General features: G+C 60.9%; 19 protein-coding genes. 4 read left to right on the forward strand and 15 right to left on the reverse strand.

Going from position 1 to position 23,480, the window contains the following annotated elements; all coding sequences use genetic code 11:
- Positions 1 to 77 precede the first annotated feature (77 nt).
- The 6 genes from Q8X51_RS29055 to Q8X51_RS29080 form a co-directional block, all read right to left on the reverse strand.
- Positions 78 to 2,603: an acyl-CoA dehydrogenase gene (locus Q8X51_RS29055; protein ID WP_330214587.1), complete on the reverse strand. Its 2,526-nt coding sequence runs from the start codon at positions 2,601 to 2,603 to the stop codon at positions 78 to 80.
- A 254-nt stretch (positions 2,604 to 2,857) separates the two neighbouring features.
- A complete protein-coding gene (locus Q8X51_RS29060) occupies positions 2,858 to 4,312 on the reverse strand; it encodes an outer membrane protein transport protein (protein ID WP_065927130.1) in 1,455 nt (484 codons plus the stop codon).
- Positions 4,313 to 4,443: 131 nt separating this feature from the next.
- Entirely contained in the window at positions 4,444 to 4,938 is a 495-nt protein-coding gene (gene praB / locus Q8X51_RS29065; RefSeq protein ID WP_027608591.1) for an alkane oxidation protein activator PraB, read from the reverse strand.
- 123 nt (positions 4,939 to 5,061) lie between these two features.
- Positions 5,062 to 5,556 (reverse strand): alkane oxidation protein activator PraA, encoded by a 495-nt coding sequence (gene praA, locus Q8X51_RS29070; RefSeq protein WP_065927131.1) that lies wholly within the window; start codon positions 5,554 to 5,556, stop codon positions 5,062 to 5,064.
- A gap of 116 nt (positions 5,557 to 5,672) precedes the next feature.
- Positions 5,673 to 6,953 carry an alkane 1-monooxygenase gene (locus Q8X51_RS29075; RefSeq protein WP_065948215.1) on the reverse strand — a complete coding sequence of 427 codons (1,281 nt, stop codon included), beginning with the start codon at positions 6,951 to 6,953 and terminating at the stop codon, positions 5,673 to 5,675.
- A 294-nt stretch (positions 6,954 to 7,247) separates the two neighbouring features.
- Positions 7,248 to 8,246, reverse strand: a complete 999-nt coding sequence (locus Q8X51_RS29080) for an alpha/beta fold hydrolase (protein WP_323146011.1) — start codon at positions 8,244 to 8,246, stop codon at positions 7,248 to 7,250.
- Between the two features lie 275 nt (positions 8,247 to 8,521).
- Between Q8X51_RS29080 and Q8X51_RS29085 the strand changes: the two genes are divergently transcribed.
- The 3 genes from Q8X51_RS29085 to Q8X51_RS29095 are packed head-to-tail and all read left to right on the forward strand — an operon-like array spanning position 8,522 to position 11,796.
- Complete coding sequence (locus Q8X51_RS29085; protein ID WP_407694188.1) at positions 8,522 to 10,060, forward strand: flavin-containing monooxygenase; 1,539 nt, start codon at positions 8,522 to 8,524, stop codon at positions 10,058 to 10,060.
- Positions 10,057 to 10,947, forward strand: a complete 891-nt coding sequence (locus Q8X51_RS29090) for an SDR family NAD(P)-dependent oxidoreductase (protein WP_074846993.1) — start codon at positions 10,057 to 10,059, stop codon at positions 10,945 to 10,947. Before Q8X51_RS29085 ends, Q8X51_RS29090 begins: the two co-directional genes overlap by 4 nt.
- Before the next feature lie 15 nt (positions 10,948 to 10,962).
- Positions 10,963 to 11,796: a metal-dependent hydrolase gene (locus Q8X51_RS29095; RefSeq protein ID WP_065927136.1), complete on the forward strand. Its 834-nt coding sequence runs from the start codon at positions 10,963 to 10,965 to the stop codon at positions 11,794 to 11,796.
- Here Q8X51_RS29095 and Q8X51_RS29100 read toward each other — a convergent pair.
- Positions 11,793 to 13,868 (reverse strand): PTS sugar transporter subunit IIC/EAL domain-containing protein, encoded by a 2,076-nt coding sequence (locus tag Q8X51_RS29100; protein WP_407694189.1) that lies wholly within the window; start codon positions 13,866 to 13,868, stop codon positions 11,793 to 11,795. The two genes, Q8X51_RS29095 and Q8X51_RS29100, sit on opposite strands and share 4 nt — an antisense overlap.
- Positions 13,869 to 14,155: 287 nt before the next feature.
- Between Q8X51_RS29100 and Q8X51_RS29105 the strand changes: the two genes are divergently transcribed.
- On the forward strand, positions 14,156 to 14,485 hold the full coding sequence (locus Q8X51_RS29105) for a DUF6388 family protein (RefSeq protein WP_065927138.1): 330 nt from the start codon (positions 14,156 to 14,158) through the stop codon (positions 14,483 to 14,485).
- 8 nt (positions 14,486 to 14,493) lie between these two features.
- Here Q8X51_RS29105 and Q8X51_RS29110 read toward each other — a convergent pair whose 3' ends face one another.
- Genes Q8X51_RS29110 through Q8X51_RS29145 form a run of 8 tightly spaced genes read right to left on the reverse strand, consistent with a single transcriptional unit; the run spans position 14,494 to position 23,467 of the window.
- Positions 14,494 to 15,336 carry a serine/threonine-protein kinase gene (locus tag Q8X51_RS29110; RefSeq protein ID WP_065927139.1) on the reverse strand — a complete coding sequence of 281 codons (843 nt, stop codon included), beginning with the start codon at positions 15,334 to 15,336 and terminating at the stop codon, positions 14,494 to 14,496.
- Positions 15,333 to 16,049: a PP2C family protein-serine/threonine phosphatase gene (locus Q8X51_RS29115; protein WP_074848182.1), complete on the reverse strand. Its 717-nt coding sequence runs from the start codon at positions 16,047 to 16,049 to the stop codon at positions 15,333 to 15,335. The genes Q8X51_RS29110 and Q8X51_RS29115 overlap by 4 nt, the downstream gene beginning before the upstream one ends.
- 5 nt (positions 16,050 to 16,054) lie before the next feature.
- Positions 16,055 to 19,429, reverse strand: a complete 3,375-nt coding sequence (gene tssM / locus Q8X51_RS29120) for a type VI secretion system membrane subunit TssM (RefSeq protein WP_407694190.1) — start codon at positions 19,427 to 19,429, stop codon at positions 16,055 to 16,057.
- Between the two features lie 15 nt (positions 19,430 to 19,444).
- Positions 19,445 to 20,308, reverse strand: a complete 864-nt coding sequence (icmH, locus tag Q8X51_RS29125) for a type IVB secretion system protein IcmH/DotU (RefSeq protein ID WP_407694191.1) — start codon at positions 20,306 to 20,308, stop codon at positions 19,445 to 19,447.
- 5 nt (positions 20,309 to 20,313) lie between these two features.
- Positions 20,314 to 21,642, reverse strand: a complete 1,329-nt coding sequence (gene tssK, locus Q8X51_RS29130; RefSeq protein WP_065948209.1) for a type VI secretion system baseplate subunit TssK — start codon at positions 21,640 to 21,642, stop codon at positions 20,314 to 20,316.
- Complete coding sequence (tssJ, locus tag Q8X51_RS29135) at positions 21,629 to 22,129, reverse strand: type VI secretion system lipoprotein TssJ (RefSeq protein WP_407694192.1); 501 nt, start codon at positions 22,127 to 22,129, stop codon at positions 21,629 to 21,631. The genes tssK and tssJ overlap by 14 nt, the downstream gene beginning before the upstream one ends.
- Positions 22,130 to 22,134: 5 nt before the next feature.
- Positions 22,135 to 23,319, reverse strand: coding sequence for a type VI secretion system-associated FHA domain protein TagH (gene tagH, locus Q8X51_RS29140; protein WP_065927189.1), 1,185 nt, complete (start codon positions 23,317 to 23,319; stop codon positions 22,135 to 22,137).
- A 16-nt stretch (positions 23,320 to 23,335) separates the two neighbouring features.
- Positions 23,336 to 23,467, reverse strand: coding sequence for a type VI secretion protein (locus Q8X51_RS29145; protein ID WP_074846997.1), 132 nt, complete (start codon positions 23,465 to 23,467; stop codon positions 23,336 to 23,338).
- Between the last annotated feature and the right edge of the window lie 13 nt (positions 23,468 to 23,480).

Below are 23,480 nucleotides of genomic sequence, written 5' to 3' on the forward strand. Positions count from 1 at the left end.
GACGTTCTTCGCGAGCAAGCTCGCTCCTACATGACTGGCATTGGACCCATCCCTCTCCCACATTGACCGCGTTTCTCCTAGTTGACCGAGGCGTTTTCGCTTTGGCTGCTGCGCCGCTTGGCGACCGGTTCCAACGCCTGCCTGCGCTGCTGCAACGCCTCCAGCAAACCGAAGTCCTGGGGGAAGTCATCCACCTGGATAGCGTGGTCGGCGTATTCCACATAGCGCGCCAGCAAGGCGTCTTCGTCGTCGCTGATCAGGTCCAGCGCCCGCGCCTTGACGCGCCAGGCGGTGAAGGCCGTGGCGGCAATCGGCATCGGTTCGAGCAGGCCTTGCCTGATGGCCGGCTTGAGCCGGGCGTCGATCAGCTCGACTTGCGGCAGCAGGCGGAAGCCCAACTCGCCGTAGGCCAGCTTGTCGATTTCCGGACGCGGAATGTAGGAATTGGCCAGCAGGCGGTCGCGTGTTTCGCCGGGGATCTGCACCACATCGGCCACCTGGGCCAGCAGCTGATCCGAAGGTTTGCGCAACGGAATACCGAACGGGAACGTCAAGCCACGCAGCACCGCCGCCGCCGCTGTGGAGGGGTAGTTGTCCAGCACTTCGGCAAGGGCTTCATGGGCACGCAGCAATGCGTCCTGTGCCGCCCAATGCACCAGCGGCAGGTCTGCCTGGGGCCGGCCGTCGTCCTCGAAGCGCTTGAGCACGCAGGACAGGATGTACAGCTGCGACAGAATATCGCCCAAACGCCCGGTGATACTTTCCTTGCGCTTGAGGGCACCGCCCAGCACGCCCATGGAAATATCCGAGATCAGCGCCAGTACCACCGACAGGCGATTGGCCTGGCGATAGTAGGACGCCAGCGCCGGGTCGGTCTTGGCCGGTACGGAAATCAGGCGCCCGCCGGTCAGGGCATGCACCGCCGCACGTACGGTGTTGGCCAATACAAAGCTCACATGGCCGAACATCGCGCTATCAAAGTCTTCCAGCGCCTGGCGCCGGTCCGGGTTGCGCGCCGCTTCCATTTCGCGGAACACATAGGGATGGCAACGAATCAGGCCCTGGCCAAAGATGATCAGGCAGCGCGTCATGATGTTCGCGCCTTCCACCGTAATGGCGATGGGGCTTTGCTGATAGGCACGGGCCAGGAAGTTATTGGGGCCCATGCAGATGCCCTTGCCGGCGACGATGTCCATGCCGTCGTTGACGATCATCCGCGCGCGTTCGGTGACGTGGTACTTGGCGATGGCCGAGATCACCGAGGGTTTCTCACCGGCATCCAATGAAGCCACCGAGACCTTGCGCACCGCATCGCAGGCATACAGGTGCCCGGCCATGCGCGCCAGCGGCGCCTGCACCCCTTCGAACTTGCCGATGGGCAAGCCGAACTGTTTGCGCATCGCCGCGTAGGCCGTGGTACCACGCACCGCGACCTTGCCCAGGCCGACGTTGGCCGACGGCAGGGAAATGGCGCGGCCGGCGGCCAGGCACTCCATCAACATGCGCCAGCCGTTGCCGACCTGTTCGCGGCCGCCGATCACCCACTCCAGCGGGATGAACACATCCTTGCCGGTGGTCGGGCCGTTTTGGAATACGGCATTGAGCGGCCAGTGCCGGCGACCACTGTTTACGCCGGGATGGGAGGTGGGGATCAGGGCACAGGTGATGCCGAGAGAGCCTTTCGGCCCCAGCAATCCGTCCGGATCTTCCGCGCGAAACGCCAGACCGAGCACCGTGGCGATCGGTCCCAGGGTGATATAGCGCTTGTCCCAGGTCACACGGAAACCCAGTACTTCCTGGCCTTCATGGGTGCCTTTACAGACGATGCCCAGATCGGGAATCGCCCCGGCATCGGAGCCGGCATACGGGCTGGTCAGGGCAAAACACGGGATGTCTTCGCCCCGGGCCAAACGCGGCAGGTAGTAATTGCGCTGGGCGTCGGTGCCGTAGTGCAACAGCAACTCGGCCGGGCCCAGGGAGTTGGGCACCATCACCGAAATCGCCGCCGCCGAGCAGCGCGTCGACAGCTTCATCACCACTTGGGAATGGGCGTAGTGGGAGAAGCCTTTGCCGCCGTACTGCTTGGGAATAATCATGCCAAGGAAGCCGGCGTCCTTGGTGTACTGCCAGCCTTCGGGGGACATGTCCTGCCAGACCTGGGTGGTTTCCCAGTCGTTGGCGATATCGCACAAAGTTTCCACTTCATTGTCGAGGAAGGCTTGCTCCTCGGCGCTCAGGCTCGCCGGGGCCGCTTGCAGCAGGCGCTGCCAGTCGGGCTTGCCGCTGAACAGCTCGGCGTCCCACCACACGGTGCCGGACTCGATGGCGGCGCGTTCGGTGTCGGACATCGCCGGCATGATCGTGCGAAACAGATTGAGGGCCTTGCCGGTCAACAGCGCGCGGCGCAGCGGTTTAAGGCTCATCAACAACGCCGGCAATACCACCAGCACGGCCGCGACGGTGGCGCCGAAAGCCGCCACTCCATTGAACAGGTAGCCCGCTGTCAGCCAGATCAGGCCAGCGCCCAACCACAGGATGGCGGCAGCTTGTCGATACGCCAGGGCAATCGCGGCTGCGACACCCACCAATAACCAGATAACCATGGGGATACCTCTACTCGATTCAGGGCGTGGTTTACGTGCGAAAGGTCGGATCGACCTGCGGCGTAAAGCCACACTACAAACTTGGAAAGACAAATTCAAATTTTGTTTTGAAATTTTTATTTAATACCTGGACGAAAAAATAGCGGCTGAATGAATCAGCCTGGAATGCCAATACTCAAGGAACTGTTGACGTGGAATGAGGGTGAAGGCATCAAGATGCGCTTGGTGCCTTTTCCATCACCCTCTATGAAATATCAGAACGCGTAGGTGGCCGACACGCTCACCACATCGCCCGACGACTCCGCCTTGCCATTCAGGCTTGCGCCACCCAGGCGATCGACGTTTTGAGTCTTGAGCTTGACCTCTTGCACGAACTGGTGGGAATAGGCCAAGTCAAGACTGAGGCCCTTGATTGCTTTCACATCGTAACCAGCCCCCAACGACAGGAATGTACGGTCGCCATCCGGGATTCGCGGGTCGCGGGTCGAATTGCGTGTAGGTGTCTGGTCAAGGGCTACACCTGCACGCAAGGTCAACTCATCGGTCAAGCGGTAGTCACCGCCGAGGGAGTACATCCAGGTGTTCTTGTAGTTGTAGGGAATGGACACAATGGTGGTGCCACCGGACTCGAGCGTCAGGTCTTTGAAAGAGGACCACTCAGTCCAGGTCACACTGGCCCCCATCGTGAAGCGATCGTTGAACTGGTGTACCCAGTCCAGGCCGGCCGTGGCAGGAATGTCCAGTTGGACACTGGCATGGGCGCCGTCCGGTGCCAGCTCTAACCCTGGATAAGCGGTATTCACCAACGTACCGCTACCGCCAAACGGACTTGGCTGGGTCATCAGGTTGTAGGAAAACTGATCGGCGTAAATATTATATTTGCCGGTCATCTTGTTCTTGATCTTGGCGTGGTAATTCAAGCCAAGGGTGTCTCGCTCCGTGGGTTTCCAAACAATGCCGGTAAACCAGCCCGCTGAAATGTTGTCGACCTTCACACGCATCAAGGCACTGCCGACATCAGACGGAAAATTGATCCCGCCCAGCACGGAATCGGACACCGCGGCGGCAGACAACAAGTCCACGTTTTGACTGACGAAGCCCTTGCTGTGTTGCACGATCACGCCACCGCCGATAGAAAATTGATCATTCACCTTAAAGGACAGGGATCCGGTCAATCCTACGGTTTCAATTTTGGTGTCCACTGCAAAGTCGCGCAGTTTCGAGTCCTGATCCCAAGTGGAGCGCATACCCTGCGGCACTACCTGGCTCAGGCCGAAAGCGAACCGATCCCCCAGGGGCATGACCATGAAACCGGTTGGCAACCAGGCAGTGAACCCGCCTTGGCCGCCGTCGTTGTTATTCACCGTGGTCGATGCGACGTCGGGAAAACCATTGGCGTCCAAGGGCGTATTGGAAATCGGGTTGCCTGCATAATCAGAGGCGTCACCTTTGTACTTGATCTTAATGCGGGCGTAGTCGACGGTAAATTGCGCCACGTTGTGTTCGACAAACGCCATGGCCGCCGGGTTGTTGTACGCGGAACTGGGATCGTTCTTGAACAACGAGCCACCGGCAAATGCCCGGCCCCAACCGGGTGCGCCGTAGGTCGGTGTTGAAAAACCGCCGGCCTGTGCAGGCGCGTTCACCATCGCCCCGCCTATCAGTGCCAGCCCCAGCAAAACCTGCACGTGTTGTTTCTTATTATTCATGCGGCACTCCTTATTGTTATTTCTCTGAGCCGGCCCCGCCGGTTCGTTTTGCTTCCGGCAGTTCACAAACTGGCGCCCGATCGAGGCGCCAGTCTTTCAACAGGTGATCAGCCCGGTGTGTCAGTTGCCCATCAAGGCACGATGGTAAATGTCGGGCTTGGGGTAACGCTGAGGCTCACCACGGTGCAGCTACCACTCAGGGTCTGGTTGGAGGCGGTCAGTACACCACCGCTGTAGCCCACGGTGATGGTGGACGGACCGCAATTGGACGCCGGATACAGAACCGACGCGGCGATGGTGTAACCAACGTTGCTGACCGAGCCCGCAGCGGCACCGGTGGCGGTCAAGGTCCATGGCAGACCGGTGATTTTCGGCAGCGCACAAAGACCACCGCCGGTCACCGCCACACCGGTGATTTTTGCCACACCGCTGGCATCGACGTTCCCGGTAAAAGTTGCGCCGCAGTTAACAGTGGCCTGGAACGACGATGGCGACTTCACCGAAATGGTGCCTGGCGCAGTGAAGCTCGAGTTCACCGGGGTGATGCTATAGGCATTGGCCATCGACGCAGCACCCATGCAAACAGCCAAAGCAGACAACGATACGAGGGTTTTCAAGCTTTTCATTGTTTTTCCTCACATGTTATGGCGAGTCATTTCGCCAGGGGGTAATGGCCATGAACGAGAGGTCACGGTGAAACTGCAGAACTTCCCTTTCCAGCCAAATTTCAATTCAATTACCGAAGCACGTTACTCAACAACTTTGAAGTTCGGCGGCATCTTGATCGACACCGTCTTGATCTTGCAGTCTTCGCCAATCGGTACATTGGCGGCTTCCAACTTGCCGGTGGCGTTATCCCAGGTGCCATCGGCGGTGGAAGGCCCGCACTTGCCGCCCAGGCCGAAAGCGTGAACATCGACACTGATCTTCGACATGGAACCGCTCCTGGTATCTTTGGCGACCAGGATCCACGGCAAGTTGATGGCTTCGACGCGACTGCACTTGAGGCCGCCGTCGAATTCGACTTTGTCGACATTGACCGAGGAACCGTCCGCAGCGACCTTGCCGGCCACCTTGATGGTGCAATCGGCGCTGATCAGCGCGCCTTTGGAGAAGCTGATCGGGCCCTGGGCGGTAAAGGCGCTGCCCGCCGGTTCGATACGCGCGGCCTGGGCCTGGTGATAGGTGATCAGGCCCAGCACGGCCAATACGATATGGGTGGTGAACTTGGCAGGTGTTTGCATGGTGTACGTCCTTCCCTTTCATTATTTTTTTCGGGTCAAAGCACTTTCTCGGGGCGATAAAATCCTGCGCGGCAATCAGGCCCCGAGCACACAACAAAACTAAGTGTTACTTCAGATCAAAACGGCTTGGCACTGCCGCTGTACTTCTCCAGGTACTTCAAACGCTGTGAAGGTTGAAGATTGGTCAGGGTGATATCCCCGGCATAATGATTAAGGACTCGATGATCCATGCGCCGCCGCCACAAGTACGGTACATACGCCCAGACAATCATGCTCGCGTAACCATAAGGCAGTTGCGGCGACTCATCGAAGTGGCGCAACGACTGATAACTGCGCGTCGGGTTGGCGTGATGATCGGAGTGCCGCTGCAGTTGGAACAGAAAGATATTGGTGACAATCCGATTACTGTTCCAGGAGTGCCGAGGCGAACACCGTTCATAACGACCGTTGGGCAACTTCTGGCGTTTAAGGCCGTAGTGCTCCACATAGTTCACCACTTCCAGCAACGAGAAGCCGTAGATGCCCTGGATAACCAGGAACGGAATCACCGCTGCCCCGAGCCAGGCAATCATCGCGCCCCACAACACCACGCTGTACATCCAGGCACTGAGCACAGCGTTTTTCCAATGCCAGGCCGGCAGGCCGAGTTTGCGCAGGCGCTCGCGCTCCAGGTTCCAGGCCGAGTGTGCGCTGAACCACACCGAGCGCGGCAGGAAGGCCCAGAAACTTTCACCCAGCCGCGAGCTGGCGGGATCTTCCGGCGTGGCGACGCGCACATGGTGGCCACGATTGTGCTCGGTGTAGAAGTGCCCGTAGAAGGTCGGCGCCAGGGTGACCTTGGCGAGGAACACTTCCAGGGCATTGGGCTTGTGCCCCAGTTCATGGGCCGTGTTGATCGCGATACCGGTGGCAGCCCCCGTGGACATGGCCATGCCCAGGTAGGTAAACCAGCTTGGTTGGCCATGCAGTTGCGCACGCTCAGTGATGTAACCGGCGGCGTTGGCCAGCCAGCTGGAAGGTTCAAGGTTGGCGGTAGCGTGCAGCAGGCCGCCCCGGATGATCCAGTCGATGCCGCCGGCGGCCAGCCATCCGGTAATCACCACCGACGAGATGACGAACAGCACACCGGTGTAGACGATCCAGCGGTAGTAGCGTTGGGATTCCAGGTGGTTGACGGCGGATTCGGGCGGGTTACTGATGTCTTCGCCGAGCAGCCCGTCGATCAGGGGGATCAGGCCAAAGATCACCAGTACGCCGATCCACCACAGTTGCTGGATGCCGGTGGCAATGGCGAGTGCGCCGGACAACAGAGGGGTGGCCAATGGCAGGATGCCCAACCACCACAGGTGGCGCTTGCCGTCGGTCCAAACGCTTGGCGCTGCCAGAGTCCGGTTCATGGCAGCCTCCTTGGCAGGCAGGCGGAAAACAGGTTCAGGGAGCGCTGGGTGCTCCGGGAAATCAACCATGCGATAAAAGACGTTTTTTTCATTTTTATTCGCTCTTAGGCATTTCAAAAATCATTTCAAAATAAATATTGAAATATTTTTTTAAATAAATAGCGCGGAATCGTTAGGTCGTCAACTACTTTTTCGAGGCCTTTTTTACGTGACTGGACAGTCTGTTTTTCAGCTGTTTGGTCAGGTCTCTAGGGCAGGCATTTGCGACGTTCGACCCGGCGATGAGGGCCACGATTATTTGTTCGCCAAGGCAAAGGGCGGATGCAGGACCGTGGCCGTTTCCACCGGGCGCACGCGCTTGGCCACGTGCAGCACGGCCTCGACCACCCGCGCCGTGGCGGTGATCGGCAGCATGTGGCCGCGCCCTTCCACCACTTGCAGCTTGAGGCCGGGCACTTTATCGGCGAGGGCCTGGCCATGCCGGCGGAAGTCCAGCACCTTGTCCTGCGCGCCATAGATCAGGCCGATGGGCAGGGCCAGTTGGGGGTAGCGCTTGACCATCCCGGGCAGGCAGTCGTTGACCAGCGCAATCTCGCTGGAGGCGGCGTAAAAGTTGTCGGGGCGCATACCCAGCAAGCCGCCGCCCCGGGTGGCGAAATCCTCGGGAGCGGCGTCCGGCGCAAACACGCCCTTGACCACCGAACGTCGAGTCAACAGGCCCATGGGCACGGTGAGGGTATTGGCCACAAAACGTCGCAACCACGCCGGTCGCACCGCCAGCGACCAGAACACCAGCGGCAACCTGGGTTGGGGATGGGTCAACGGTGCCACCAGCACCAGGCCCGATACAGCCTCGGGATGATCGAGGGCCAGGGCCAGGGAAATCGCGCCGCCGAGGGAATGCCCGAGCACCAAGGGTTTGTCCAGGCCAAGCTGGTTGATGAAGGCCGCGACTTGCCGCGCCTGGGCCGGCAAGTCCGCAGCGGTACCTTTATGCCGCGTGGAATACCCCGACCCGGGACGGTCGAGGGTGATCACCCGAAAGTGCTCACGCAACTGGCGGGACAAGGCATAGGTCAGGTTGCGACTGCTGCCCATCAGCCCGTGAATCATCACCAGGGGCGGGCCCTCGCCCTCTTCCACATAATGAAAGCGCTCGCCATTCACCTCCACGAAGCGCCCGTTGATCGGAACAGCGGCTTCGATGCGCCGTGTCATCCAGGCGCTGAAACCCCATAGCACCGCACTTGCCCCCACCAGCACACCTGCAGCAGTCACCCATTGCACAGCCATAGCTCGTCCTCGGCTTCCCTGTGACCGGCGACCTGACCGGAATTGATCAAGGCCTCGGCCAACGTCCACACCCTGGACCTGAACGGAGTGCGTACCACGCTCGTCCGTCGGACAAGTCGCACATAAGGCACAAGGTCCTAGCGTAGGCGCTATTTTCAGGTAGATTATTTAAAATCTTTTTTAAAATAATTAATTCAATTTTTCTTTGCAATGGTGTTCTATCTAAAAGACACAACAAAAACAGGAGCACATCCGATGCCCATGAAGGACCGCCTATGAATGCCCACAGTGATTCCATCGACATCGCCATCATCGGTTCGGGTTTTGCCGGCCTGTGCATGGCCATCAAACTCAAGGAAGCGGGGCTCACCGACTTCTTTATCGCCGAGCAGGCCGACACCCTCGGCGGCACCTGGCGGGACAACCATTACCCCGGTTGCGCCTGCGATGTGCAGTCCCACGTGTATTCGTTTTCCTTTGCACCCAACCCGGACTGGACTCGGCAGTTCGCGCCGCAAGCGGAAATCCGCGCCTACCTGGAAGACTGCGCGGTGCGCTTCGGATTGGCGCCCTACCTGCGTTTCGGCATGGGCCTAAAGCGCGCGGTGTTCGATGAACAGCTACAACGCTGGCAGTTGAGTTTCAGCGATGGCCGCCACGTCAGTGCGCGGGTGCTGGTGTCGGGCATGGGCGCCCTGGCACGCCCGGCGCTGCCGGAGATTCCGGGGCTGGAAACCTTCAAGGGCAAGCGCTTCCACTCCCAGCAGTGGGATCACGCATACGCCTTGAAGGGCAAGCGCGTGGCGGTGATCGGCACAGGGGCCAGTGCCATCCAGTTCGTGCCGCAGATTGCGCCGCAGGTGGCGCACCTGGATCTGTTCCAGCGCACTCCACCGTGGATCATGCCCAAGCCCGACCGCGGGATTTCAGCGTTCGAACGCTGGCTGTTCAGACACCTGCCTGTTACCCAGCGCCTGGTGCGTGGCGCCTTCTACTGGGCACTGGAAGGCCGTGTGCTGGGATTTGCGCTGCATCCGCAGCTGATGAAAATGGTGCAGAAAGTCGCCCTGCGCCACCTTCGCAAACAAGTGCCGCGCCCTTCCCTGCGCAAGGCCCTGACGCCGGACTACACCATTGGCTGCAAGCGTGTGCTGATCTCCAATGACTACTACCCGGCGCTGTCGCGCAGCAATGTCGAGGTGGTGACCGACAACATCCTGCGCATCGAAGCCGACGGCGTGATCACCGCCGACGGGGTCAAGCACCCGGCCGATTGCCTGATCTTCGGCACCGGTTTCCAGGCCACCGACCCGCTGCCCCGCGACTGCATCATCGGTCGCGACGGCGTTGACCTGATGGACACCTGGCGCGACGGCGCCCACGCCTACAAGGGCACCACGGTGCCAGGCTATCCCAACCTGTTTTTGATCATCGGGCCCAACACCGGCCTGGGGCATAACTCGATGATCCTGATGATCGAGGCGCAGGTGACCTACATCCTCGACGCGCTCAGGCAGATGCAGCGCCATCGCATCGCCACGGTGGACGTCAAACCCGCAGTGGAGAGCGCCTACAACCAGCACCTGCAAGACCAGCTCAAACGCACCATCTGGAACACCGGCGGGTGCCAGAGCTGGTACCTCGACCCACGTACCGGCAAGAACACCACTCTGTGGCCCGCTTCGACATGGCGCTTCAAGCGGGTCACCCGGCAGTTCGCACTCAAGGACTATGCGGTCGACCTGTTGCCCCTCACTGCGCCGCCCCGTCCGGCCACGGCGCCCCACTCCACGGCAGAAGGCAGCCTCTCATGAAGTCATTCAACGGCCGCGTGGCGGCGATTACCGGCGCGGCATCCGGCATGGGTCGCGCATTGGCCCTGGCCCTCGCGCGTGAAGGTTGCCACCTGGCACTGGCGGACAAAAACGCCCAAGGCCTGGAGCAGACCCTGGCACTGATCAAGACCTCAACCCTGGCGCCGGTGACGATTACCACCCAGGTCCTGGATGTGGCCGACCGCCAGGCCATGGAGGCTTGGGCGGCGCGCTGCGTGGCCGAGCATGGCCAGGTCAACCTGGTGTTCAACAACGCCGGCGTGGCCCTGTCGAGTACGGTCGAAGGCGTGGACTACGCCGACCTGGAGTGGATCGTCGGCATCAACTTCTGGGGCGTGGTCCACGGCACCAAGGCGTTCCTGCCGCACCTCAAGGCCAGCGGCGACGGCCATGTGATCAACACGTCCAGCGTGTTCGGCCTGTTTGCCCAGCCCGGCATGAGCGGTTACAACGCGACCAAATTCGCCGTGCGCGGCTTTACCGAAGCCCTGCGCCAGGAGCTGGACCTGCAACGCTGCGGCGTCTCGGCCACCTGCGTGCACCCCGGCGGCATCCGCACCGATATCTGTCGCAGCAGCCGCATCGACGCGAACATGACCGGCTTCCTGATCCACAGCGAACAGCAGGCCCGCGCCGACTTCGAAAAACTCTTCATCACCGATGCCGACCAGGCCGCCAAGGTGATCCTGCAAGGCGTCCGCAAAAACAAGCGTCGCGTGCTGATTGGCCGCGACGCGTATTTCCTCGACCTGCTCGCCCGTTGCCTGCCGGCGGCCTATCAAGCGCTGGTGGTGCTGGCCAGCAAGCGCATGGCCCCCAAGCAACGCAGGCCAGTGTTTGAAACCAACGACGAGCCCCGTCTCTGAACAGGAGCACGAATCATGTTGCCGATCCGCCGCGACCTCCATTTTGCCCTGCCCGCCGAACGCATCACCGACTGGCACGAACAGGGCCCGTTCATCACGCATTTCTTCAATGCCTTGTCGCTGCTGTTCCCCCAGGGCGAACTGTTTTTCATGGACAGCGTGCGTCACTACCGCCAACGCGTCGACGATCCGGCGCTAAAGAAACAGATCCAGGGATTTATCGGCCAGGAGGCCATGCACAGCCGCGAACATGTGGCCTATAACGACCTGATGCAAGCAGCCGGGCTTCCGGCGCACACCCTGGACCGTCGGCTTAAATTCATTCTCGATCTGCAGAAGAAACACTTCGCACCGTCGTTCAACCTGGCGATCACCATTGCCCTTGAGCACTACACGGCGATGCTCGCGGAAATCCTCCTGAGTGACCCGTCGCGCTTTGGCGATTCGCTCAAGGGCTACCAGCAGATGTGGTATTGGCACGCCCTGGAAGAGACCGAACACAAGGCCGTGGCCTTTGATGTGTGGAACACGGTGATCAAACCCGGGCCCAAGCGTTACCTGCTGCGCACCGGAACCATGCTGACAACTACGGTGTTTTTCTGGCTGGTGGTGCTGGATTTTCATGTGCGGCTGTTGATTGCCGACCGCAAGGCGGGTGGGCACCTCAAAGGCTTCTGGCGCATGTTGAAATTTCTTTATGGCCCCAAGGGCGTCTTCCCACGCATGCTGCGGCCGTGGTTGCACTACTTCAAACCCGGCTTTCACCCCTGGGATCACGACAACCGTGCACGCCTGGCGGGTATCGATCGCTTGGTCGAGGAGATCGAACAAACCCAACGCGGCTACTAGACCTGCGCCATGGCCGCACGCTGGCGCACAAAGCTTTCCAACTGGTCCCCCGGCAGTGCCTTGCTGAAATACCAGCCCTGGATAATCAGCTCGGCGCCGGTGTTCAAGAAGGCCAACTGCTCGGCGGTCTCAACGCCCTCCACCACCACGCCCAGGTTCAGCGCTTCGCAGAAACGCAGCATGCCGGTCAGGACCTGGGCGCCCTTGGGATCGTGCTGCGCCACCACAAAACTGCGATCGATCTTGATGAAGTCCACCGGGAACTGGTGCAGGTAACTCAAGGCCGAAAACCCGGTGCCGAAATCATCGATATAGACCTTGGCGCCGATGCCCTGCAGTTTCTGGATGTTCTGGCGCGTGGCAGGGATATCGCTGACCAGCGCGTCTTCGGTGATCTCCACCGATACCTGGCCATGGGCCTGGGCGAGGATCTCCACCAGGCGCTCGCCGTGGGCGGCGTCGGTCAGGGTGGCGCTGGAAATATTGATGGTCATCGGCAGGGTAAAGCCGAGTTTCTGCCATTTCTGGTATTGGCGAATCGCCTGGGATGCCACCCACATATCCACGTCCGGCATCAACCGCGCCTGGGCCAGCCATTGCAGGAACTCCCACGGTGAATGCACCTTACCCTGGGCATCGCGGGCGCGCATCAGCGCTTCGCAGCCAGTACACAGCCCGGTGCGGGTCGAGACCTGGGGCTGGTATTCAAGATAGAACTCATAATCGCTGATCTGCTGGATGCGATTCAGTTCATTGGCCTGGCGCGCCAGGGCCTTGTGGGAAGCCAGGACCGGGTCCAGTTCGCGCAGCCGGCCTTTTTCTTCCAGGCCGCGGAAGGTCATGTCCAGGGACTTGAGGTACACCGTGCCACCTTCGGCAGCCTGGCGATGAATCGCGCGCACATAGGGTGCATACACCAGCGTGCCCAGGCCCAGGAGCGTCACTTGCAGCGCGACTGCCGCCAGGTCGCCATGAGTACTCAGGTAGGCATTGAGCAACACCGGTGCGGTAAACGGGACGCTGGCCACCGCCGGGGATACCCAGCCCAGTTGCACCACGGTAAGCGCCACCGTTGCGTTCAGCGCAGGCACCAGTAGAAACGGAATGAACAGACGCGGGTTGAGGATGATCGGCAGGCCGAACAGCAGGACTTCACTGACGTTGAACAGCGAGAGCGGCAAACTCGCCACGGCCACCAGGCGCATGGACTGGCTCTTGGAAAACAGCAGGATTGCGATCAACAAACACAACGCACCGCCCGAACCACCGATAAAGGCAAAGCTGCCCAACAGGCCGCCGTTCAGCACATACCTGATTGGCTCGCCCGCTGCCAACGCGGCGCCGTTGAGCACCACGGCCTGGTCCAGCACATCAAACAGCGGTTGCATGGCATAGACGCCGTGAACCCCGAAAAACCACAACAGCGAGTTCATCAGGGTGACAAACAAACCGCTGCCGTAGGGCGATTCCAGCGCATCGAGCACCTGGGGGCCCTGCAACTGCGCCACATAGGGTATCTGCAACAACAAGGACAGCGCTGCCACCAGCGCCAGGGCGGTAATGGCCCCTGGCACCACCATATTGATCGTGCCTCGCAGGTTGTGCCCCACCAGGTCTTCGTTGACCAGGCGCGTCCAGCGAAAACGGTGCAGCCAGGCCAAGGCCGGTACATTCAGCAGCGGCGAGGCAATAGCAATAAACAGCAGGAAGGTGGCCGATGCCCGGGGATATTCCCGCAGGATAAACGTCGCCAAGACCACATGGGCCAGGCACAGGAACGCCACCGGCAATTGCGGCAGGCGGTGCTGGATCGCCAGCATGTAGCCAATGGAGGCGGCCACCAGCCACGGGATCACCGAACTGATCTGATTGTGCAACCCCGCCAGGAAGCTCACCACCTGCGGGCTGCAGCCCAACACCCGAGCGCATTCGGACAGGATCAGAAAGGCCGCCGACACCAGCAGGCACGGCAAGATCCACAGCAGCCCTTCGCGGATCGCTCGCAACGAATCGGCACTGGCCAAAGCGGCCAGGCGCTGGGTAAAGAAAAGTTTGAACAGCGTTTGCGCCATGACCCATCCCTCTGCCCATCGCCCGCTGCCCTTGGAAAGCAGGGTCGGAAGCACCGGGGCTAACGCTACACGTCCTGGCACCGGGAGCGAAAGTCCTTTGCCATGGGTATCGGTGAATTTCCAGCAATGAGTGACAGTCAAAGCCGGGCATCTCCAATAATTTAATTTTCTGATCTGGACCGGTCCTGGAATCTGCTTCAATACCCGTTATCCGTGTTGCTTATGCACACACGGCTTGCCTCGCGCCAGAAACCGAGGCCTGGTCCCACCTGATTTGGAGCACGCCCTTGTCACCTCCCGGCGATAACCACCAGCTCGCGCTGGATCGATTCCTGAACGAACATCCCGATGTGGCTGCCGAACTGAACACCCTGAACCCACTGGCCGCTCAGGCCAAGGGTGAAACCCTGGCACAGTACCGCGCCGAACGGCTGCATGAAGCCTTCGAGGCAGAAGCAGAACGCCAGGGTTTGTTTGCCTGGGAGCTGACCCTCAGGCTGACCAGCCAGTCCCCTGCTGACTTCGAGGCGCGGCGCCTGGAAGTACACAAGGAAGTTGCCCAGATGGCCGGCTTGAGTTGGACCGAATACTGCCAACTGCATGATTTGGCTGATTGACACGCCCACTACACAAACCAGTAGCGCCGTCGTCTATTCATCGCTTCGCACAACTCCTCGACGGCAATGGTTCGGCACTCAGGGTCCAGGGCCAGCGCAGAACGCAATGCCGGCCAACACCGCCGAGGCAATTGCCGAGGCCTGGACAATGGCTGATCCGACTGATGCTCGCCGGGGCGCCGTCCCTGGGCGAGCTCATAGATTACGCAGGCGGCGCCATACAAGTCGGCCCTGGCGGAGATGTTTCCCCCGGCCACCAGTTCCGGCGCCGCATACCCGGGCGTCCAAGCCTTAAAGCGACTGCGACTCAAGGTGGGCAGCCCCGCAGCCTGCTCCGCCTCGGCATGGCCCAGGCCGAAATCGAACAGCCGCACTCCCTGCTCGCCCAGCATGATATTGGCCGGTTTCACATCGCCATGCAGAACGCCCTGCCTGTGGGCATAAGCCAGTGCATCCAACAGTTGCAGGGCGATGGGTTGCAACTCCCGCCACGGCAATCCATACGGGCACTCCGAGAGGATGCGGTCAAGGGTCCTGCCCTGCAGCAATTCCATGGTGAAGAACGCAACCTGACGCGGAGTATCGACCTCGAAAGCGTACGTTCTGACCACGTGATCGTGCCGCAGGCTCCGGGTCAGGGCAAACTCGCTGTACAGCAATACATGGCCGTCGGAAGATTCGGCAAGCGTATCGCCCAACAACTTGAGAGCCACCCACGCGTTGGGCTCGCCGAACGCCTCGTGCAGCATATCCCTGGCTCGGTAGACCACTCCCATGCCACCGCTGCCCAATAGCCGATCCAGCTGATAGCGCCCCGCAAGCAGTTTCGGCGGGCCGGCGACCTCGCTCATGGCTGGACTACCACGGCCGTCAGGTCATCCTGGGCCGCCCCCCGTAGCACGTCGGAAAACAACCGATCCACTACCTGGCGGGGCGGCCCCACACTCAGGGCGCTGCCCAACTCGCCATGGCTGAGCCCCTGATACAAACCATCGCTGCACAATAAAAACACATCCCCAGGTTGGGTAATGAACTCCAGCACCGCCAGGCTCAATGGCTGCCGACCACCAATGGCACGGGTCAGCGCCCTGGCATCCGGATGCGCCAGGGCCTGTTCCAGGCTCAACTGCTGCTTGTCCATCAGTTGCTGCCACAGGGAATGGTCCCGCGACAGTTGGTACAAACGTCGTCCCCGCCAAAGATAGCAACGGCTGTCCCCGACCCAGATGCAGGCTGCGCGATTACCCTCCAGCAGCAACGCAACCACGGTGCTGCCCATGATGCCGTGGGCAGCTTGTTCCGTCGTGGCTTGCCCCATTTGACGGTCGAGCCATCGCAAGCAGCGGCGTATGGCATCGATCCGCTCGTCAAAGCTGCCTTGGTCGGGCAACGAAGCCAGGCTGCTGATGACCCAGTGGCTGGCCAAATCCCCAGCCAAATGCCCACCCATTCCGTCCGCTACCGCCCAACAACCGCGCCGGGGGCAGTCGAGGAACGCATCCTCATTGCGCGCGCGTGTCTTGCCTCGCGCCGTTCGCCCGGCGCTGCACCCATCGGCATGCACATGCCTCACAGTTGCTCCGGCAAACGGAAGGTGCGCCAGTTCGCCATCTGAAAAGGACCAGGGTTGCGATGGCTGTTGAGCAGGAAGGTGGCACGCGTGCCAGCGAGCTCAGCCTTGAGCAGCCGAGAACCCCGGCCACTCCCAGGCTCACTTTGCATCAGCTCGAAAAACCGGAACAACGACCAGGGACCAGCGTTTTTTTCCATACCCAGCGGCCGCTCCGCCCCCCGCTCCAGCACCAGGCTGCTACGGCCATCGTCCGCCTCGCCTGGCCACTGGAAAGCCATGGGCACGATCGGGCCATGGCGGTATTCAAGGTGTTGATCACCAATGCTCAGGATCGCTCGGCTAACCGCCTGGTCCAGGCTATAGGGGGCCAGCGTGAAGCGAACCGCCCACTCCCCCTGGTCCTCAGTAAAAAACCCCTGGCGAATCACCTGGGCCTTCGTCAGCTGGTCCAGCAATGAGCGCGACAGCGCCAGGCTACGGCCATCCAGGCCGCGTAGACGATAGCGACCGGACTCGGCACTGACAAAGGCCCGCAGGTAGCTTTCATAAAAGCGCGCCATGCCACCCCGCGGCTTGAAAAAGTCCTGGAAATCGCCAAGGGCAACATCACTCTCGGACCGTGGGGTGAATGGGTACCGACGCTGGATCGCCTTGGCGTAAAAGCCATAGACCTCACTTTGGTAACGCTGATTTATATACACATAGGCATCATCGAGCAGCAGCCGCCAACTGTCATCGGCAATGCCTTCAAACCACCCCTTGACCGGCAACGGCAGGCGCCCGGCAGCATCCCGCAGATTCCCCAGCAATGGCTGCTGCCCTTCCATTCGTTGCCTGGCCATCATGAATGCCGCCTGCCCTGGGGTAGCTTCGCGGTTAAGGGCCGCCAGTTGCAGATGCCATTCATCGAGCAGCCGCAACGCCTGCGTCAGTTCAGCTCCAGGGTTCTGATCCGCGTCCAGCAATTGGTGCAGGTGCTCGAACCGACGCTGCAGTGCACGCCGGGCAGAATCAGGCTTTGCCTGCCCATGCAACGGGCTGGACAACACGCTGGAAGCGCTGGTCTCGAGCTCGCCGGCGGGCGGGCTCAAGGCCTCAAGGGGGTCGTTGGTCGACAGCAGGCGTGTGTTTTCCCGAACCTGTCGCAACAGCTGCACCAACGGCGACTGCGCTGACGCCAGGCTGGCAAGCCCGTCAGCATGCTGGCTCAGGCTGTCACTTTCCTGCAGGCGCACCTGGCCGATGGCTTGGCTCCAGGTGTCGGCGTACTCACTGAAATAACGCTGCTCGAGCTCCAGCATCAATTGGCGCAAATCCAGGCTGCTGAGGTCTGCGTCCTCCCCAAGTACCCAGTTGTCCTGAGCAATGGCATTCACCAGCCGAGAGCCCTGCCTTTCGAAATACTGCACATACCGCCGGGTATAGAAGCCGGGGATGGGCTGCTCGATCGCTGCGAACCCCCTCCCCTCGGCCAGGCGCAAGGGCTCAAGGTCACGCGCCTGGTCACGCAGCGCCCGATAGACCACGCCCGCCAACGATTCGCCGCGCAGTTCCTGGCGGGCCTCGGCGACCAGCTCAACGTTCAAGGGCATCGCAAAGGGGCGCTCAAGCAGCCGTGCAAAATGTGCATTCAATCGTTTCTGCACCGAAGCATCACCGGCATAGCGCACAGCCCAATGAACGGCCACGCGTTGCGCCAGCCAAACCTTATCGCGCCGCTCGCGAAGACTGAGCATCAGGTAAGCCCGCAGGATGTCCAAAAGCCCCTCGCGGTCGCCAAGGCTGGCCCGTACCTGTTCTTCAAGCATCGTAGATACCAGCGGCAACAACTGCTGGTGCAGCAAGTCTTCATAGGCACTGACCAACAGTGGCCGACTCGCCTCCCCTTGATACAAGCCGCCCCGCTCCACCGCACGGGCATCCGCCAACGCTGGAAACACTTGGGTCGCAGCCAGGCGGTCGTCCAGCACACGCAGGAGCACCAGGGTATCGTCCAGACCGGGTGACGCGGGCGGCTGTGGCTTGAGCAGTTGCGCCAGTTGCACCAGCCGCTGGTGATTGATCGAATAACTGTGTGCCCACAGCCACCCCGCCGCGACAATGACCAGGGAGGCGGCCAACGCCAGCAACCCTTGGTGTCGACGGATACGCTGTCGTTCCGGAGTTTGCAGCCCGGCGAGATTGGCCTCGGCAAAAATCACCCGGTTGAACAGGCCCTGGACGAAGTAGGAACGCCTGTCGGCAGTCTGCGCACTCGTCAGGTAAAAGCCACGCAATCCGTTAATACGCTGAAAGCGATGAGAGGAGAACGCAGACTCCACAAACAGGCACAAACGTTCACCGATTTGCGCAGCCTGCCGAGGAAAATCGAGCATCAGCCCGCGACGTTCGATATCGCGTTCCTGATGCAAACGCGCAATCAGCTCTGCTCCAAGGCGTTGCAGAAACGCCTCAAACGCTTCGCGAACCTGGGTGATCGCGGTACCGGCCGGACCTGTTGCCACGGGTTCTCCGAGCAGGGCTTCGGCGCCGTCGCCCTGGGACGCATCAAAGAACTCGACAAAGCCCGGCAACCGGTCAGCCTGGGTCAATACCAGATAGATCGGCACATCCACATGCAGCATCTGCTGTACGTCCTGCAACCGGGTGTGCACGTGGCGCGCATGCAGGTCCAGGTCGCGATCATTGCTGCCAAGCAGCGTCTCCACCGCCAGCGTCACCACCACGCCATTGAGCGGGCGAGCCCTGCGCCGCAATCTGAGCTGGTCCAGAAACGTCGCCCAACCGGCCCCATCCACGGCACTGTCGGGTTGGGCCAGGTAGCGCCCTGCGCTCTCGACAAGGACAGCTTCGTCGGCGAGATACCAATCAAAATACTGGGTTGCGCCCGGTGCCATCGCTTCCTCCCGATCCAGTGGGAACTGCGATCCGCAGGCGGCCAGCAGACAGGTTCTGCCGCTGCCCTGCTGGCCGAGCAACAGATACCACGGCAAGTCGTTGCGCCAACGCTCATTGCGCTCGCCATAACGACGGGAGGTTTTCAGTGTGTGCAACGCCTCCTTGAAACGCCCCCGCACCTGCCTCCGCTCTTCGTCAATCAACCCCTTGCGTTGGTGGCGCTCCTGGTGCTCGCGCCGATTCAATCGTGCGGTACGGCGTGAGTCGACCATGACCATCGCTAACCCCCACAGCAGGAATAACCCGCTTATGGTCAACAGACGAGCTGGAGCGCCCTGCCAGAAACGATGGTCGTCCACCGCCAGCAATGGCCCGAAAAACCACACCAGCAACGCGCTGGCGAACACCACAAACAGGCTCCAGACCCAAGTCTTGCGCAGCGCCGTGCCCACGCCCTTGAAGAATGCGTTCATTCATTGCTCCCAGCGTTACAACGGCGACCGTGTCTGATCCGACGCCAAAGATTGAAAAGGTTGCAGCACCGCCATGCGTTCATTGCCCAATGCCCAGGCAAAGCCCAGGTACATGGCCAGCAAACAGGCGAGCGTGAAGACGACGACCCCGGCAGGGGAAAAGATGCGCAGCCCGGCACCCGGTGCCTGTGCTGCGGCAGCGGGCACAGACATCGGCGGGCGCTCACCGCGCACATGCCGGATCTGTCGATACAAGCCATCTCGTACCGCTTCCAACTGCGGCCCGCCCCGCTCCATGACGCGGTATTTACCTTCAAACCCCAGTGACAGGCACAGGTACATCAACTCCAGCATTGCCAGTTGCTTGACGGGGTCGCGGGATAAGCGCTCCAGCAGTTGGAAGAATTTTTCGCCACCGAAGGTTTCGTTGTGAAAGCGGCTCAACAGGCTGGATTTCGACCAGTCACTGCGACTGCCCCACGGGGTAGTGACCACGGCTTCGTCAATAACGCTGCACAGCACATAGCGCGCCGACATGACCTGCCTGTCCTCTGCACCCTGGTGCAAGGCATACGCTTCAAACGCCGTGATCCCCGACGACAACCGATCATTGAGGGCCTGCAAGCTTTCCCGGCCGGAACTGCGCTTGAGTCGAACGACCTGCGACAAGAGTTCCCAGGCGGCGGCCACCAGGACGTTGGGCCCGATCTTGAAACTCTGTGCCCCTTGCAGGCTGGCGGTGTAGATCATCCGGTCTTCCAACCGTTCGAAGCGCGGTGGCGATGGGAAGTCCGTCACCGGCGCCCCTGCGGGCGCGCGACCATCGAGGTCAAGCAGGATAGTTTTTTCGTCCTGCGGGTATTCGCTGTCCATTGTCATGGCATTCAGTTCCTGATGGCCCAGAAATTGAGTTTGAGTTCGGCAAACTCGCCACTGGCGTGGAAGGCAAAACCGCCCGATTGCTCCAGCTGCGTGATATCACGGGCACTGAGTTCGAGCATGAAATAGGTCTTGCCGGCATGGAACGGGATCTGTCGGGGCGCCACCGGCAGTGGCTTGACCTTGATGCCGGCCAGATGCAGATTGACCAGCTCGCGGATGCGCTCCACGGAGCCGATTTTCAAGTGCGCCGGAAGGCGGTGGCGCAGCTCCTCCGAATCGCACTGGGCAGTTGCCGCCAGAATGAATGTTGCGCTACCCAGCAGTTTGAGATCACTCACCGGACAGACCAGCACACCATACTGTCGCGGCTCCAACGGGAGCTCAGTGGCGTGTTGTTCCAGCACCAACGACAGCACGGTGCGAATGCCTTCCATCAACCCACGAAAACTCGCCCCCTGCTCACCATGCTGGTAACGAGTCTCCAGTTGCGCGCGTTTGTTGTCGGTGGCGAACGTCGACAACTCGCCGAGGATCGACAACAACTGCCTGTACAACACCTCCGGACGTACCTGGCTCTGACTCAGGAAGTGACGCAACACCAACTCGGTTCGATTGATCAGCTGCAGCATCAGGAAATCGCCGACCTGGGCCCCCTCCGATCCACCACCTCCCCGGATCCTCGCGGCGATCGCATCGCCTCGGGTGCCCAGCAGACTCAGCACTTCCTTGATACATGACGCGACATAGCCTGAGCCCTGCACATGGATAAACGCCGGTACGAAATCCGCGTCCAGCCGCACGCCGCCCTCGCGAGTCGAATCCAGCACCCGGGCAACCTGGAGTTTCACCTGCAACGTGTCACTGGTTTGCTCCCCTAACAGCAATCGCAGGTCCGGGCGTGCACAGTTGATCCGGCAAAGGGAATCAAAGCCAGCATTCGAATCAGTGATCTCCGCTTCGCAGCTTACGTAGCGCGCCAGCACATCACTGTGCTCCTGCTGGCGCACTTCAACCTGATTGCCGATGGCCAACGGCAACGCCAGGTAAATGGCTTGCCCACTGGTGTGGGCAGGAACCTGCAACACCAGTGGCTCCATTACGCTGCTCAGCTCGAACAAGCTGCCATCGGGAAATACACCGCTGGCCTGGTTGACGACTACCTTACCCAGGTTGAGGTACTGCACGTCGACGTCAAGGGTCAGGAATCCCCAACCATCAATGCCCAGCAAACGGGTACGGTTGAGTTGCTGGTGGTAGTAACGGTCGTTGTGCTGCAAGTGTTGGGGGCGCAGCAGCATGCCCTCCTGCCACACGACTTTATGAACCTGCATGTCTATCCTCCGACCTCCGGGCTTGAGGGGTAAAGACGCGAACCCCGGACTCGTCGAGCATCAGCTCGACACGCGTCAGGCGCTGCCGGGCGACGGGCAGCACAAGCCGCCATTGCACATGGGGCAGGTCCCGGTAGGCAGCCACCACCCCGACATAACGACTCTGTGGTTCGACACTGAGCTTCAGCGCCAACCGCTCACCGGGGCGCAGCTCCAACTCCTCGCTGTTGACCCAGTCCTTGGGCAGCGCCTGCTCCGCGCGGCTATAGAGGGTGAAGAAATCAGCGTTTTCGAAAGCCACCGGGTGCCGCAGCTCCAGCAGGCGCACCACGATGGGAGACGGGCGACCGTGAAGATCGCGGTTGACGCCTTCGCTGGCGCTCAACGCCAGGTCCAGCTTGGTCAGGGTTGAATACGGTGAGACGCTGGCACACCCGGTCAGCAAGCCGAGTACAAACAGCATTGACAGAACGGCAGCTCGATACATGACAGTCATCCCGGATAAGCCGCATGCAGCGTGGCGACCAGGCGCACCTGCTCCGCGTAGGCTTTGGAAAATTCGTTACGCAACAGCTGCTCGCCCAAGGGTTGCTCGTCGATAAGGTGTCGGTAATGGCGCTGGTAGGCCCGCCAGTGGGCTCCATCGGTAGAGAACCTGGCCGGCATGTCCTGGCGCTCGAAGCACAGCAATAGATGGCTTGGTGCAAATGCCTCCACAGCGCCACGTATTGCAGCACGGCAAGCCACGACCAAGGCCAGCTGGTGGATTTGCATTTCCCGGAATGCCTGGGCGACCGCTACCTCTGCAGGCAGCGGGCCCGGCTCAGCGAGGCCCAACAGTGAGGCCAGGGCAGACGGGGTATCGGTGCAATCCTTCAAGGGGTTGTGACTCTTAATGGCAGGCACGGTCCAACCGAGGTTCAACTCGCCGTTCAGCTCATCGCGAGTACGCAGACTCTGCTGCAGCCCTTCGATGGTTTGCCTGAACAGGCCAGCCACCTTGATCGCCAGGGCTTCGCATGCCTGGGTATCGAGCGTATCCAGGGGCACGCCCATCGCGTCCGCGAACTGCGACCAGAATGGGGCACGACTGGCTGCAGTCACCTGGGCGGGTTGAGTCGAGGCCTCTTCCGTTACTGGCTCGGCCCATCTCGGCACGATCAAGTGATCCCGTTCCAGGGGGCAGTGGGACAGTGCGCAGGCCGCCCTCGCAGCCGAGAGTTTCAGCGCCTCCGGATCCCCGGGTGAGCTGCCATGCACCTGCTCGGTATCGAGTGCGTGCAAGGGGTCAAGCACCAAAAACGCGTCATCCGGAATCGTATCGTTGCCGAAAAACATCTGCCGGCCATTTTGTCTCCCGGGCGCCACAAGTCGTGCACGGATATCCACTGGCCCCAGTTGGTAGACATCACCCTCGCTGATCAGTCGTGCCTGCCCCTTGCACAAACGCTCCGCGCTGCCCGACACGCCAATGCCATTGCTGCTGATGTCGGTAAAAAAATACTGGCCATCCCGGTAACTGACCAGGCCATGATGACTGGAGAGCAAGCGACTGGCGTCGGGGATGACCCAGTCACAGCCGATCCCGCGGCCGATCACGCCGCCGACGCCGTCGAATGTCTTACAGGATGCAGGCTCACCGCTTCCGGTATTGCACACCTCTAACACTAGTTGCATGACAAGGCTCCGCTGTTCAATCGCTGCGACGTGTCGCCTGGGGGTCACCCAGCGGACGGTAGTCAGCGTCATCAAAAACGTAATTGGCGTTGCAGCCGCTCAACAAGCACAGGACAAGCCCCCAGGCTTTCCAAGTACGAAGTGGCATCAGGTATCTCCAA

The organism is Pseudomonas sp. Yb2C2 (genome assembly GCF_052112325.1).
Taxonomy (GTDB): domain Bacteria; phylum Pseudomonadota; class Gammaproteobacteria; order Pseudomonadales; family Pseudomonadaceae; genus Aquipseudomonas; species Aquipseudomonas marginalis.

Coding starts and splice junctions, on each gene's coding strand:
- icmH (WP_407694191.1), bottom strand. CDS start 20,308: ATGACAATGGACAGCGAATACCCGCAGGACGAAAAAACTATCCTGCTT.
- Q8X51_RS29090 (WP_074846993.1), top strand. CDS start 10,057: ATGAAGTCATTCAACGGCCGCGTGGCGGCGATTACCGGCGCGGCATCC.
- Q8X51_RS29100 (WP_407694189.1), bottom strand. CDS start 13,868: ATGGCGCAAACGCTGTTCAAACTTTTCTTTACCCAGCGCCTGGCCGCT.
- praB (WP_027608591.1), bottom strand. CDS start 4,938: ATGAAAAGCTTGAAAACCCTCGTATCGTTGTCTGCTTTGGCTGTTTGC.
- Q8X51_RS29085 (WP_407694188.1), top strand. CDS start 8,522: ATGAATGCCCACAGTGATTCCATCGACATCGCCATCATCGGTTCGGGT.
- Q8X51_RS29145 (WP_074846997.1), bottom strand. CDS start 23,467: ATGCCACTTCGTACTTGGAAAGCCTGGGGGCTTGTCCTGTGCTTGTTG.
- tagH (WP_065927189.1), bottom strand. CDS start 23,319: ATGCAACTAGTGTTAGAGGTGTGCAATACCGGAAGCGGTGAGCCTGCA.
- praA (WP_065927131.1), bottom strand. CDS start 5,556: ATGCAAACACCTGCCAAGTTCACCACCCATATCGTATTGGCCGTGCTG.
- Q8X51_RS29060 (WP_065927130.1), bottom strand. CDS start 4,312: ATGAATAATAAGAAACAACACGTGCAGGTTTTGCTGGGGCTGGCACTG.
- Q8X51_RS29055 (WP_330214587.1), bottom strand. CDS start 2,603: ATGGTTATCTGGTTATTGGTGGGTGTCGCAGCCGCGATTGCCCTGGCG.
- Q8X51_RS29095 (WP_065927136.1), top strand. CDS start 10,963: ATGTTGCCGATCCGCCGCGACCTCCATTTTGCCCTGCCCGCCGAACGC.
- tssM (WP_407694190.1), bottom strand. CDS start 19,429: ATGAACGCATTCTTCAAGGGCGTGGGCACGGCGCTGCGCAAGACTTGG.
- Q8X51_RS29080 (WP_323146011.1), bottom strand. CDS start 8,246: ATGGCTGTGCAATGGGTGACTGCTGCAGGTGTGCTGGTGGGGGCAAGT.
- tssJ (WP_407694192.1), bottom strand. CDS start 22,129: ATGTATCGAGCTGCCGTTCTGTCAATGCTGTTTGTACTCGGCTTGCTG.
- tssK (WP_065948209.1), bottom strand. CDS start 21,642: ATGCAGGTTCATAAAGTCGTGTGGCAGGAGGGCATGCTGCTGCGCCCC.
- Q8X51_RS29075 (WP_065948215.1), bottom strand. CDS start 6,953: ATGAACCGGACTCTGGCAGCGCCAAGCGTTTGGACCGACGGCAAGCGC.
- Q8X51_RS29110 (WP_065927139.1), bottom strand. CDS start 15,336: ATGAGCGAGGTCGCCGGCCCGCCGAAACTGCTTGCGGGGCGCTATCAG.